Origin of the sequence: Nereida ignava (genome assembly GCF_001049735.1) — a bacterium.
In the GTDB taxonomy this organism is placed as follows: Bacteria; Pseudomonadota; Alphaproteobacteria; order Rhodobacterales; family Rhodobacteraceae; genus Nereida; species Nereida ignava.
This window is the reverse complement of sequence record NZ_CVPC01000003.1, coordinates 153,501-167,400: the sequence shown is the minus strand read 5'-3', so window position 1 is coordinate 167,400 and position 13,900 is coordinate 153,501. Positions and strand designations below refer to the sequence as shown.

The following is a 13,900-nucleotide window of genomic DNA, read 5'->3' as shown; positions in this document are numbered from 1 at the left end:
GCTTACGGGCACCGTTAGAAGCGACGTCGAAAACCAAGAGGATACGTCTATGTTGGATCTGAGCCACACTGCCCCCAAACCCAAAGTGATCGCAGGCGCGAAACATGACTGGGAACTGGTGATTGGGCTAGAAGTCCATGCTCAGGTCGCGACAAAAGCAAAGCTTTTCTCTGCAAGCTCAACACAGTTCGGCGCAGAGCCAAATGCCAACGTTGCATTCGTTGATGCGGGCATGCCGGGTATGTTGCCTGTCATTAACGAAGAATGTATCGCCCAAGCTGTCCGTACCGGCCTTGGTTTGCGCGCAGATATCAATCTTTACTCGGCTTTTGATCGGAAAAACTATTTCTACCCTGATCTGCCGCAAGGCTATCAAATTTCTCAACTCTACCACCCCATTGTGGGCGAAGGTGAGGTTCTGGTCGAGCTTGGTGATGGAACTGCGCGGGTTGTGCGCATCGAGCGTATCCACCTTGAGCAAGACGCCGGAAAATCGATCCACGACATGGACCCAAATATGAGCTTCGTGGATCTTAACCGTACAGGTGTGGCCCTGATGGAGATCGTCAGCCGCCCCGATATTCGCGGCCCGGAAGAAGCCGCCGCATACGTCAGTAAGCTGCGCCAGATTATGCGTTACCTCGGCACATGTGACGGCAACATGCAAAACGGCAACCTGCGTGCGGATGTGAACGTTTCTGTATGTCGTCCAGGCGCGTACGAGAAATACATGGAAACCCAAGATTTTAACCATCTTGGCACCCGTTGTGAGATCAAGAATATGAACTCGCTGCGCTTTATTCAGCAAGCGATCGAATATGAAGCACGCCGCCAAATCGCAATCGTCGAAGACGGTGGTAGTGTGACGCAAGAAACTCGTCTTTATGATCCAGACAAAGGCGAAACACGCTCGATGCGTTCTAAAGAAGAGGCGCACGATTACCGGTATTTCCCTGATCCAGACTTGCTCCCCCTCGAGATTGAGCAATCATGGGTTGACGACCTGGCCGCAAATTTACCCGAGCTACCAGATGCAAAAAAAGCACGGTTTATCAGTGATTTCGGACTATCCGATTATGATGCGTCCGTGTTGACTGCCGATACAGAAAATGCAGCATTTTTTGAAAAAACTGCCGATGGCCAAGACGGAAAGCTGGCGGCGAACTGGGTGATCAACGAACTGTTTGGGCGCCTGAAAAAAGACGACAAAGACATCACCGAAAGTCCTGTCAGCCCTGAACAACTGGGCGGCGTGATTGCTCTAATTAGCAAGGGTGACATTAGCGGCAAGATCGCGAAAGACTTGTTCGAAATCGTCTACACAGACGGTGGCGACCCTGCCGTGATTGTTGAAGAACGGGGCATGAAACAGGTTACTGATTTGGGTGCCATCGAAAAAGCCGTTGACGAAATCATCGCAGCTAACCCTGACCAAGTCGCCAAAGCCAAGGAAAACCCCAAACTTGCAGGCTGGTTCGTTGGCCAAGTCATGAAGGCAACCGGCGGTAAAGCAAACCCGAAAGCTGTGAACGAATTGGTCGCCCGCAAACTACAAGGTTAAACGGTTACTGTGTTTGGGAGAGACGCGCGCCATGCCTCAATTTGAGTATAAAGTTCTGCCTGCTCCGACAAAGGGAAAGCGCAACCGTGGCAGCAAAGGTGGCGCGGGACGGCTTGCGTTTGCCGTTCAGGAAATGATCAATGATCTGGCGCTCAGCGGGTGGGAGTATCAACGCTCTGACACCCTGCCCCTGCAAGAACGCAGCGGATTGACTGGGCGTGTGACCGTCTACCACAACATGCTTGTGTTCAGGCGTCCCGTGGACGACGCACCACACGAACAATCACTGGCAGTGCCACGCAAATCAGAACCTGACGACAATATTTTCGAGGCTGATACCCACGACAGCGAAACGCCCTGACTACTTGATATCAATCGAGAATGCGTGAATTTCAGCCATCAAATCAGCGCCAACAGCAGCGTGGATCGCGCGGTGTTTTGCAATCCGGCTACCGGTCAATGCAGCGCTTTTGATGATCACATGAAAGTGGCTTTCGCCGCCGTCTTGATAGCCCGAATGACCGCGATGTGCCTCTGATTGATCCTCCACTATCAACTGCTCTGGGGACAAAGCCTGAAGAGCCACCTCGATCCGTTCTTTGCGTGTCATTCTATTCGTCATATTCTTGATTTCACCCCTTTCGCCTCGCTGTCAAAACACTATTCTTGTCTCTCCGAGTCGAACACCACTTTCTGAAGGATGTTGAAGATGAAAAAAGACGATCCATTTGGCTTTGATATGTCTGTGTCTTCTGCAAAGAAAAAGAACCCGCGCGGACGCCGCGGAATGTCTGGTGCATCGGAAACATCTACCCGCGTATGCGATCGACCGGGCTGTGAAGAACGTGGCCAATATCGCGCCCCCAAAAGCCCCGATATTTTGGACGACTACTTCTGGTTCTGTAAAGATCACGTGCGCGAATACAATCTGAAGTGGAACTTCTTCGACGGCACATCCGAAGAAAGCTTTGCCGAGCAAATGGACAAAGATCGGGTTTGGGACCGCGAAACAAAACCTTTCCGCACACCTGATGAACAGCGCGCATGGGCGCGTCTTGGGGTCGATGACCCGCACCAAGTTTTGGGCGCGAACGCCACGCAAAACCTTGGCCGAACATCCGGGACAACAACGCGCCGCCTGCCCCCAACCGAGCGCCGGGCCATCGAGATTTTGGAAGCCAAGGACCACTGGACCAAGACGGAAATTCGTAAGTCTTACAAAGCACTTATCAAAATCTTACACCCCGACATGAACGGCGGCGACCGTTCAGACGAAGACAAGCTACAAGAGGTTGTCTGGGCGTGGGATCAGATCAAAGATAGCCGCAATTTTAAGTAAATCTGCGCAGCTAACTTCTACTCTGGTAACCTTTTCGAAAGCACGTCTCTGCTAGGGGTCCCCACGTAACACAAACGCGTGGGGTTCGATATGCGGCATTGGTCTTTAGGACGTCAAATTATGGGGGGCATGATTGTCCTACAAATCTTGGCATTCGCAGTCTTTAGTTTTGGTATTTTCAAGACAGAGCATCAGGGGGCCGAGCAGGACCGCTATTTCAAGTTAACTGACCAATTGTCACGGGTTGATGCGCTTAGTTTCAAATATACCGCCGTTGACGCGTCCCTACGCACATACAACGCCTCGCCTTCCATAGACACGCTAGAGCAACTGGTTGCCCAACTTGACACCACTCAGACCGAAGTGGAGATCCTACAACAAACACTCGGCTCAGCATCAAACATTACGGGTAAGCTGGCTGAACTCAACACCACATTAAACGCGTTCGACACTGATGTTGTGGCACTGAAACAAGCGCAAACAAAATTCAGAGAAGCCAACACGTCACTACGCGACATTGGGGACGAACAAATCAAGCAAACGAAGGCCGTTATTGAGGCGGCTTACGCAATTGGTGACAGCTTTTCCGCATACCGTGGTAACTTGGCACTCATTGATGCCATGACAGCGCAAACCTTCGTGCGTGACTTTCTGGCGACCGGTAATCCCGAACTGCTTGAAGATGCCCGCGCATTGCTCGCGACTTCTGCTGATAATGTCTCTCAAATTATCCAACGGACGCAAAATAAGCCTTATCAGGTCTTCGCAATTGAAGTCGAAAAGCTGCTCAGCGGCTATGTCACAGTGATTGATCAGCTGACCCCGTCTCGCACGGAGCGACGCAGTCTTTACGCGACAATCGATAGTCACAACATCACCGCGCGCAGCATACTTGCACAACTTGTACAACAAACCGCAAAAGCTGATACAACCAACCGAGCTGAGCTTGCTGCAGAAAAGGACAGTTCAGTCCTTACGTTCGCCATCGCATCGGGCGCGGTACTTCTGTTCGGGTTGATATCTTCCGCAGCTTTCGTAGCCAATTTGCGCCGCGACATCTCAAGCTCAATTTCAGAAATGATGGCCGTAGCAGACGGTGATTTCGACCTAGAGGTCAGCGGGTTAGACCGCAAAAATGAGCTTGGCCAGATCGCACGTGCATTGGATGTTCTGCGTAAAGAAGGGGCGCGCGCCAAAGAGCTGACACGCCAGAATGCAAAAGAAGCCAACAAACGGATCGAGCTTGAGCAAGCAAATGCCCAGCAACGTGAAGCGCAGCTCAAAAAAGAACGTGAGCAGCAAGAAAAAGAGGCAAAACGAATAGCCGTTGAAAATGCTGAAATGGTCAGGTTGCGCGCCGACATCGCAAACGTGGTGGATGCTGCGTCAGACGGCGACTTCACAAAACGGATCGTATCAAAATTTGAAGACCGTGATTTGCAGAACGTAGCCGCCTCCATCAATGCGCTGGTCGCTCAAGTTGAAGACGGGCTACAAACTACGGGCCTTGTGATGGAGCGTTTGGCATCAGGTGACGTAGGGGCGCGTATGGAGGGTACTTTCCACGGTGCTTTTGCAAGGCTGCAAGAAACCGTAAACGAAACGGTACAATCACTCGCCCAATTGGTGAGCACCATTCAAACAGACTGCTCACAGCTTGACCACCAGTCTGCCGATATGACACTTAGTTCAAACGACATGGCCAAACGCGCTGAACAACAGGCAAGTGCTCTAGAAGAGACCACAGCTGCCATGCTGCAGATCAAAGACCGCGTTGACCAATCCACAAAAACACTTGGTGACATCAGCCGATTTGCAGATACCACCTCTATGGAGGCCGAAAACGCCAGTAACGTCGTTTCAAAAGCTGTGGATGCAATGAAAGACATCGAGACCGCATCTGGTGAAATCAGTAAAATTGTCGGCGTGATCGATGAAATCGCTTTTCAAACAAACCTTCTTGCACTCAATGCGTCGGTTGAGGCCGCCCGCGCCGGCGAAGCGGGCAAAGGTTTCTCAGTAGTCGCAACAGAAGTGCGTGCGCTGGCACAGCGCTCGGCCAATGCGTCTAGCGATATCAGAACGTTGATCGAAACAAACGTCAGCGATGTAACAAAAGGTGCCGCCTTAGTGGGCAACACGGGAGACGCGCTGACAAACATTCTGGCCCAAGTTCAGAAGATGTCCGCAAATCTTGGCGATTTGCGTGAAGGTAGTGAAGTGCAAGTGGATGGTCTTACGGAAATTTCGACTGCCCTTGAAGCATTGGACAAGCTGACGCAGCATAACGCGAATATTGCACTCACGGGGCGCGAAACTGCGCAGAACCTAAAATCGCAAGTGGCCAATATCCAAGGCGCGATTTCTGTCTTCCAACACAGCGACACAAGCGCAAACGGAGGAGGCACATCTGCCTATGCGGATGTGGGCGCCGCCTAACGGGAGTATTTTAGCCCTAGCCCTTGCCGAGACTTGGATTATGTTGCACCCAACGACGCAACAACATGACAAGACGTAGGTAGGACCCTTTCAAATGGCTGACGGAATGATCGATATTGAAGCAAAGCCCACCAAACCAATTTCGGTTCGTGAAACATTTGGTATCGACGTGGATATGGTGGTTCATGGGTTTGAAGAAGCCTCTGACCGCGTGCCGGAGTTGGACCCTACGTACAAGTTTGATCACGATACAACTTTGGCGATCCTCGCGGGGTTCGAACATAACCGCCGCGTGATGATTCAGGGCTATCATGGCACCGGCAAATCGACCCATATCGAGCAAGTTGCGGCGCGCCTGAATTGGCCCTCCGTGCGGGTGAACCTCGACAGCCACATCAGCCGAATTGATCTTATTGGTAAAGACGCAATTAAGCTGCGTGACGGCAAGCAGGTCACTGATTTCCAAGAGGGCATTCTGCCTTGGGCCCTTCGCACGCCAACCGCAATTGTTTTTGATGAATATGACGCCGGTCGTGCAGATGTGATGTTTGTGATCCAACGGGTGTTAGAGGTAGACGGCAAACTTACACTGCTCGACCAAAACAAAGTGATCACACCGCACCCTTATTTCCGTATCTTCGCAACAGCCAACACCGTCGGTTTGGGCGATACAACAGGACTTTATCACGGCACGCAGCAAATCAACCAAGGTCAAATGGACCGTTGGTCACTTGTCTCAACGTTGAACTACCTATCTGTTGAGAAAGAAGCCGCGATTGTTCTTGCTAAATCGCCTTACTACGACACGGATCACGGGCGCAAAACACTTCAACAAATGGTGCAGGTCGCCGACCTTTCGCGTACGGCGTTTATGAACGGTGACCTCTCAACGGTTATGTCCCCGCGCACCGTCATTGCTTGGGCGCAAAACGCTGAGATATTTGGTAACGTTGGCTATGCTTTCAGACTTTCGTTTTTAAACAAATGTGACGAGCTCGAACGTCAGACAGTCGCAGAATTCTACCAACGCTGCTTTGACGAAGAGCTCCCTGAAAGTGCTGCAAACGCCAGTGTGGGCTGAGGCAAAGGGCTGACGATAAGCCAACAGGCGTCCCAATGGGACGCCACCAAAACCCCAACTGTTGCTCAATATTTCGATTGTGCCCTACGCCAATCGCACTAGGTTGCTGATCATGACGAAAAACAACGACAACCCCGCGGATCCGTTCAAAAAGGCACTCGCCGAGGCCACAAAAGTAATGGCCAACGACCCAGAGTTGTCCGTCAGTTTTTCAGTCGACCCACCCGGAGCAACAAACGAAACGATCCGTCTGCCCCAGATCAGCCGCCGCATGACCCGCGATGAGGTGCTGCTTGCGCGTGGCACTGCGGATGCTTTGGCACTTCGCCATAAGTTTCACGATCCATCAACGCACAACCGCTACGTTCCAGATGGACAGATGGCCCGCGATATTTACGAGGCTATGGAAACGGCTCGGATTGAAGCTGTTGGCGCTGAATACATGCCGGGCACAGCTTCGAATATCGATGTGAAAATTACTAATGACGCGCTGCGCAAAGGCTATGACCAAATCAAAGAACCCGCAGAAGCGCCTCTCGCGGTTGCCGCGGGCTACCTGATCCGTCATCTCGCAACGGGTCGCCCACTTCCTGCGGGTGCACAAAATGTGATGGAGCTTTGGCGGGGCTTTATCGAGGACCGCGCAGGTGGCACCCTCGAAAACCTGTCAGACATGCTGCAAGACCAGCAAAGTTTCTCGAAGTTTGCACGTCAAATTATTGAAGACTTGGGCTACGGCGATCAGCTTGGTGATGACCCCGACGACTTTGAAGATGATGAAGCAGACGACAGCGACGGCGCATCTGAAGACCCCCAAGAGCCTGATAGCACTGGCTCGGATGATGACACTGGTGAGGAGGAGGCCGAGGCCAACCCTGAGCAAAGCCAAGAACAGCAACAGGATGCTGCGCAGTCATCAGTTCAGCTTGATGATGCTGCTGACCAAGACATGGGCGAAGAGACCGAAATGCCCGAAGGCGAGGCCCCTACTGAGCCACCGGCGCCGCAGCCCATCTCTGATGCAGATCCCCTTTACGAGGCTTGGTCGACAGAGCACGACGAAGAAATCCGCGCCGAAGATCTTGCCGAACCTGCCGAGTTGGAAAGATTGCGCGCTTATCTTGACCAGCAGCTTGACCCTTTGAAGGGCGCGGTTTCGCGCCTTGCGAACAAGCTTCAGCGCCGCCTTCAAGCACAGCAAAACCGAAGCTGGGAATTTGATCTTGAAGAAGGCACCTTGGACGCAGGCCGCTTGGCACGCGTGATTGCGAACCCGACCACACCGCTTTCATTCAAAGTTGAAAAAGACACCGAGTTCCGTGACACGGTCGTGACACTGCTACTCGACAATTCCGGCTCCATGCGCGGGCGGCCCATCTCAATTGCAGCAATTTGTGCGGATGTCATGGCGCGAACTCTTGAGCGTTGTCAGGTGAAAGTAGAAATTCTGGGGTTCACGACGCGGGCGTGGAAAGGCGGGCTTTGCCGCGAAAACTGGCTCGCGGATGGGCGTCCACAGCAGCCAGGCCGCCTAAACGATTTGCGTCACATCATTTATAAATCGGCTGATTCACCTTGGCGCCGCGCGCGACCAAACCTTGGCCTTATGATGAAAGAAGGCTTGCTGAAAGAGAACATTGATGGCGAGGCGCTTGAGTGGGCGCATCGGCGCATGATCTCGCGACCAGAAGCGCGCAAAGTGTTGATGGTGATTTCAGACGGCGCACCCGTTGATGATGCGACCTTGTCCGTCAACCCTGCCAACTATCTTGAGAAACACTTACGCGACGTGATTGCTATGGTTGAAAAGCGCAAGGCAGTTGAACTGGTTGCGATTGGTATTGGGCACGATGTGACCCGCTATTACGATCGCGCGGTCACAATCACAGACGTTGAACAACTTGCTGGCGCGATGACCGAACAACTGGCTTCGCTGTTTGACACGGACCCACGCGCCCGCGCCAAAGTACTGGGAATGAGGAAAGCCGGATAATGCATCAAGCCTTTGTAACGCGCACACGCCCCAAAGACGGACCGCCACGATTGGCCGCACTCCGGAGTGAAATGCAGCGCGCAAAGGTGGACGCTTTCCTTGTGCCCCGCGCCGACGCCCATCAGGGCGAATACGTAAATGATCACGACGCACGGCTTAGCTGGCTGACAAGTTTCACAGGCTCTGCGGGTGAATGTCTTGTGACAGCGACCTCCGCCACGATGTTGGTTGATGGACGCTACACGTTACAAGCGCGCACCCAATGCGCCGATGACTTTGAGGTGATCCTGAGCACCGAAACGCCCCGCCACGAATGGCTGCGCAACACGCTCAAGAGCGGCAACGCGGTTGCCTATGATCCTTGGCTGCACACCGCCGGCGAGATTGAAGCGCTGACAAAAGCATTGGACGGGTCGGGCATTGCGTTGCGCGCAACTGAGAACCTGATCGACAATATCTGGGCGGGCCAACCTGACAGACCACAGGGTCAAGCTATCGCCTACCCCGAAGATCTTGCCGGCAAAACATCCCGTGAAAAATGTCGTACTTTGGCGGCTGAGTTGTCAAAAGCGGGTCACAGCGCTGCGGTACTAACGCTCCCTGATAGCATTTGTTGGCTTTTGAACATTCGTGGTAGCGACATTCCCCGCAACCCCATTGTCCAAGCCTTTGCGATTTTGCATGCCACCGGTGCTGTTGAACTTTTCAGCGATACCCAAAAATTTGCAAAACTTAAGCCTCAAGAAGGGCTGACTTTGCGAGAGTGGGCCAAATTTGAGCCAGCCCTACAAGCCTTACAAGGTGATGTGCTTGTTGATAAATCAAGCATTCCTGTCGCCGTGGTGTCGCAGCTTGCCCAGCCTGTGCTGGCCCGTGATCCATGCATCTTGCCGAAAGCATGCAAGAACGAGGCGGAACTAAACGGTACCAAGTCCGCACATATCCGTGACGCCGCTGCCATGGTTGAGTTTTTGGCATGGCTGGACGCCGCAGATCACAGCACGCTTAGTGAAATTGACGTTGTCACAAAACTCGAAAGCTTTCGCGAAGCAACCGGCGCGCTGCGCGACATCAGTTTTGAAACCATCTGTGGCTCAGGGCCAAATGGCGCGATTGTTCATTATCGCGTGACTGAACAAACCAACCGCAAGCTTGATGCAAACTCAATGCTGCTGATCGACAGCGGTGGGCAATATATCGACGGAACAACCGATATCACCCGCACCGTTGCGCTTGGCACACCGACTGCCGAAATGACCAAATGCTTTACGGCGGTTTTACGCGGTATGATTGCTGTGTCGCGGGTTAAATTTCCGAAAGGGGCCGCAGGCCGTGATCTTGACCCCCTCGCGCGGCAGTTTTTGTGGTCAGAGGGTCTGGATTTCGGTCATGGTACTGGCCACGGCGTCGGCGTCTACCTGTGTGTCCATGAGGGCCCGCAGCGGATTAGCCGCGCCTCGCATGAGCCTTTGCAAGCAGGCATGATTTTGTCGAATGAGCCCGGCTACTACGTTGAGGGAAAATTTGGCATCCGTATCGAAAATTTGGTGATTGTACGTGATGCAGAACAGACCCGAACGCCAATGATGTGTTTTGAAACACTGACATGGGTTCCAATTGATCGCCGATTGATAGATACAGACACTCTGAGCGCTGATGAACGCGCGTGGCTCAACGCATATCACGCGGACATTAGTCGTAAGTTATCAGGTAAACTGTCAAAATCAGCGGCGGCATGGCTTGAACTGGCCACGGCGCCTCTTTGAAAGGATCACATATGACCAACACCATTAACGTTCGCCGTGCAGATACAACGACAGTCGTCCGTGTGGCTGGTGCCGTCATCGGCGAAACCCGCGACGCGCTGATCCTGAGCGAAGGTGATTTGGCAGAAGTGATGTACTTTCCCGTTACAGACGTGGCGATGGCCTTTTTGGATGCGTCAGAGACAGTGACCACCTGCCCCGCCAAAGGCGCTGCGAGCCACTACACCATTCAGACAAAATCCGGTGCTCTTGAAGACGCCGCTTGGTCATATGAAAACCCTACCGAAGCAGCCATGCGCATCAAAGGGCACATCGCTTTTGACACATCGCGGGTCACTGTCGAGAACGTCTAAGCTTTAGCTGTGCTCTTCGGCGGCAGTTTCGGCCAGCGCCTTGTTGTACGCACGTAGGGCATCCACTTGAAAAAGCGCGCCCCACAATTCAGGTGGCGCATCTTCACCACCCAATGTGACGACGGGAATAAAGCTGATATTTGAGGCCTCAAACAAAGGCATTGCCTGCTCAAGCGTCGCGTTCCCGTCCACATATACACCCTGTTCGATCAGTTCCCAGCAGTGTTCTGTGCTTGCGGCATTCTCGTCGGACACGGGGCGCATGACGTTCGCCACGTTAAATAGTGCCAGTAAATAGGCTTGCGGCCCCGCCGCGAGGTGGATGTTACGCCTTTCAAGCTGAGACAAAAAGAACGAGTGATCCACCAACCGACTGGCCACAGCCGTAGAAAGCGACACAGCAACCATCACGGCCAGTCCAGTTTGCCAATCTCCGGTAAGTTCGAACACAATCAAAGTCGTCGAAATCGGTGCGCCTAAAACTGCAGCTGCGACAGCCCCCATGCCCGCCAAGGCATAAAGCGTTGTAGCACCCGAAACATCAGGTAGCAGCGCGGTTGCCACATATCCAAATGTCAGCCCTGTCAGCGCACCCACCATCAAAGACGGCGAAAACACCCCACCCCCCATCCGGCCAGCCATGGTGATCGCTACAGCGACCACTTTCAGCACTGCAAATACAAGCGCTTCGTGCCAGAGCAGGCTTCCTGTAAGCGCCGCTGAAGTAGTCTCGTAACCCACGCCAATGATGTGCGGAAAGCCGATAGCCAAAACGCCCAAAGCAAGACCGGCAAACGCAGGGCGTAGATACCGCGGTATGGCAAACCGCGCCTGCCAGCGTGTCGTGACATCATCCGCCCAAAAAATTGTCCGCATCATGACAACGGCTACCAAGCCGCATGTCAGGCCCAGCATCAAGAAAGCAGGCAATTCTTGATAAAATGACAGGGTGTTTGCTTGGCTCAGCGTGAATTCGGTCACGTCGCCAAACATCAATCGGTTGATCACCGTACCCGCAGCCGAGGCGATCACGATCGGTGCAAACGCATGGACGGCGAAGTGTCGTAAGATCACCTCAAGCGCAAAAAGCGCACCTGCAATTGGGGCGTTAAAACTGGCCGATACAGCAGCGGCCACCGCACACCCTAACAGATCACGCCCCGTAATTCCGTCTGCCTTAATCCAATTGCTAACCCACGTCGAAAGAACTGCAGCCATGTGCACCACAGGTCCCTCACGGCCTGTTGAGCCACCTGTTGAAAGCGTAATCAGCGACGCTGCCGCTGATGCCAATCCGGCACGCCGTTCAACGCGTCCCTCGTTCATCGCAGCGCCTTCTATAACGTCCGCAACACTGCGCACGCGTCCATCCTCGGTGAAGTTATGCAATATAAGTCCAACGATAAGCCCACCAATCACGGGCGGCGTCACCAGCCAAATCCAATGCAGGTCTGCCGCAAACGAATGAATACGCTGAATATCTGGCGCGCCGTAGACCCAGCTTTGCAACACGGTGATGCCTTTACGAAAGAAAACAGCGGCAAAACCCGCAGCAATACCGACCCCAAGTGCGATGAACCAAAACTGGATTTGACTGGGGCCGTTCGCGCGGATCAGGCGGACCACATCACGCAGCGTGTGTGCTGCCTGACGAAGTGACGCACGCAGGTTTTGCCACAGCCCTGATGTACCGCCGCCAAGCATCAGCCCCCCAGCAAAGCGCGGGCCGCGCCACGCGCCTCGTCTGTAATTTTGTCCCCAGAAAGCATCCGGGCTAGCTCATCAACGCGATCGTCCGCGTTTAATGGCACAACCGTCGACGTGGTAATGTCCCCGTCTGTTCCTGAAGTCACGCGTTTTTCCACACGCCAATGATGCGCGCCCAATGCCGCAACTTGGGGGCTGTGTGTCACGACCAAAACTTGTCCCGCACTTGCGACTTCAGCCAATCGGCGGCCAACGGCATCCGCTGTGGCACCCCCGACCCCGCGATCAATCTCGTCGAAGATCATGGTCAGCCCTGTCGTAGACCGCGTCAAACACACTTTCAGCGCCAACAAAAAACGGCTCAATTCGCCACCAGACGCAATCTTGTTAAGCGGGCCTGAGGGCGCGCCAGGGTTAGTCGCCACGCGAAAAGCAACTTCGTCTTTGCCGGTCGGCCCAGCATCACAAGGCGTGACATCAGTGGTGAAAACCGCGCGCTCCATCTTCAAAGGCGCTAGCTCTGCCGACATTGCAGCATCAAGATTAGCTGCGGCCAGCTGGCGTTGCGCGGTCAATGCATCGGCGGCACGATCATACGTCTTTTGCGCCGCAGCCAATGCTGCCTCAAGATCAGCAATCTTGTGCGCCCCACCGTCCAGAGCCTGCAGTTTGATACGCAACTCATCTGCAAACGCGGCCAAATCATCGGAGAACACGTCATGTTTGCGCGCAAGAGCACGGATCGCAAAAAGCCGCTCTTCGGTGTCTTCAAGCTCGGACGGATTAAACGCCAGACTATCAAGCACACGGTCTACGCCGGCTTGTGCATCAGCGAGTTCTGACATGGCGCGCGAAAGCGCTGCAACAGGCTCATCAAGGCCGCCTTCTGCGCCGCTCGCGGCATCATCAAGCCACCGCATCGCCGCATCCAGTTGCGCTTCTGCGCCGTCACGCCCCATGGCAGTGTGCGCACGGGCAATATCATCGCGAATTTTCTCTGCGCCTTGCATCAAACGTCGGCGCGTATCGAGTGCGGCTTCTTCGCCGGGCTCAGGAGCAAGCGCATCCAACTCCGCCACGGCGTGGCGCAAAAATTCTTCTTCGTCTTTAACGGCGGCCAACTCGGCCCGCGCCGCATCCAGCGCACGGTTTGCGGCACGAACATCTCGCCAATGGGTCGCCACATCCGACAACGCAGCCTCAAGGCCCGCAAATTCATCAAGCAAAGCACGGTGGCCGCGCGCATTCAGCAAACCGCGATCATCATGTTGTCCGTGCAATTCAACCAAAGTCTCAGAAACTGCGCGCAGCACCTCACCGCTGGCCCGCCGATCGTTGATCCACGCGGTTTTGCGCCCATCGCGAGTATTCACCCGGCGCAGGATCAGCTCATCCTCAACGTCCCATCCCGCTTCACGCAAAACATCAAACGCCGCATGATCCGGTGACAGCTCAAACCACGCGATCACTTCACCTTGGTCGGCTCCTTGACGGACCAATTCCGCACGTCCACGCCAGCCCAATACAAAACCAAGACTGTCGAGAAGAATGGATTTACCAGCACCGGTTTCGCCCGTCAAAACGTTAAGCCCCGCGCTGAAGTTCAACTCCAGTCGGTCAATGATAAGCATGTCCCGTATGTCGAGCCCGCGCAGCATCTT

The 13,900-nt window shown here is 54.0% G+C and carries 11 protein-coding genes; 8 read left to right on the top strand and 3 right to left on the bottom strand.

All coding sequences use genetic code 11. The features are described from left to right. Positions 1–49: 49 nt before the first annotated feature. Entirely contained in the window at positions 50–1,561 is a 1,512-nt protein-coding gene (gene gatB / locus NIG5292_RS03025) for an Asp-tRNA(Asn)/Glu-tRNA(Gln) amidotransferase subunit GatB (RefSeq protein ID WP_048597891.1), read from the top strand. 31 nt (positions 1,562–1,592) lie between these two features. Beyond that, on the top strand, positions 1,593–1,922 hold the full coding sequence (locus tag NIG5292_RS03020; RefSeq protein ID WP_053084823.1) for a DUF4177 domain-containing protein: 330 nt from the start codon (positions 1,593–1,595) through the stop codon (positions 1,920–1,922). On the opposite strand, the gene NIG5292_RS03015 is transcribed toward NIG5292_RS03020, so the two are convergent. Further along, positions 1,923–2,171, bottom strand: a complete 249-nt coding sequence (locus NIG5292_RS03015; protein ID WP_048597889.1) for a BolA family protein — start codon at positions 2,169–2,171, stop codon at positions 1,923–1,925. 99 nt (positions 2,172–2,270) lie between these two features. On the opposite strand from NIG5292_RS03015, the gene NIG5292_RS03010 reads away from it, so the two are divergent. The 6 genes from NIG5292_RS03010 to NIG5292_RS02985 all read left to right on the top strand — a co-directional run bounded on the left by NIG5292_RS03010 (position 2,271) and on the right by NIG5292_RS02985 (position 10,532). Next, complete coding sequence (locus tag NIG5292_RS03010) at positions 2,271–2,900, top strand: DnaJ domain-containing protein (protein WP_048597887.1); 630 nt, start codon at positions 2,271–2,273, stop codon at positions 2,898–2,900. 90 nt (positions 2,901–2,990) lie between these two features. Beyond that, the gene (locus tag NIG5292_RS03005; RefSeq protein WP_082136604.1) at positions 2,991–5,339 is read left to right on the top strand and encodes a methyl-accepting chemotaxis protein; all 2,349 of its coding nucleotides are present in this window, start codon (positions 2,991–2,993) and stop codon (positions 5,337–5,339) included. A gap of 94 nt (positions 5,340–5,433) precedes the next feature. Continuing rightward, positions 5,434–6,420, top strand: a complete 987-nt coding sequence (gene cobS, locus NIG5292_RS03000; protein WP_048597883.1) for a cobaltochelatase subunit CobS — start codon at positions 5,434–5,436, stop codon at positions 6,418–6,420. Positions 6,421–6,532: 112 nt separating this feature from the next. Then, complete coding sequence (gene cobT, locus NIG5292_RS02995; protein WP_048597881.1) at positions 6,533–8,413, top strand: cobaltochelatase subunit CobT; 1,881 nt, start codon at positions 6,533–6,535, stop codon at positions 8,411–8,413. After that, on the top strand, positions 8,413–10,179 hold the full coding sequence (locus NIG5292_RS02990) for an aminopeptidase P family protein (protein ID WP_048597879.1): 1,767 nt from the start codon (positions 8,413–8,415) through the stop codon (positions 10,177–10,179). Before cobT ends, NIG5292_RS02990 begins: the two co-directional genes overlap by 1 nt. Positions 10,180–10,190: 11 nt before the next feature. Next, positions 10,191–10,532, top strand: coding sequence for a DUF427 domain-containing protein (locus tag NIG5292_RS02985; RefSeq protein WP_048597877.1), 342 nt, complete (start codon positions 10,191–10,193; stop codon positions 10,530–10,532). A gap of 3 nt (positions 10,533–10,535) precedes the next feature. Here NIG5292_RS02985 and NIG5292_RS02980 read toward each other — a convergent pair whose 3' ends face one another. Both NIG5292_RS02980 and recN read right to left on the bottom strand, forming a co-directional pair. Next, on the bottom strand, positions 10,536–12,236 hold the full coding sequence (locus tag NIG5292_RS02980; protein ID WP_143081925.1) for a chloride channel protein: 1,701 nt from the start codon (positions 12,234–12,236) through the stop codon (positions 10,536–10,538). Beyond that, the gene (recN, locus tag NIG5292_RS02975) at positions 12,236–13,897 is read right to left on the bottom strand and encodes a DNA repair protein RecN (RefSeq protein ID WP_048597876.1); all 1,662 of its coding nucleotides are present in this window, start codon (positions 13,895–13,897) and stop codon (positions 12,236–12,238) included. Before recN ends, NIG5292_RS02980 begins: the two co-directional genes overlap by 1 nt. Between the last annotated feature and the right edge of the window lie 3 nt (positions 13,898–13,900).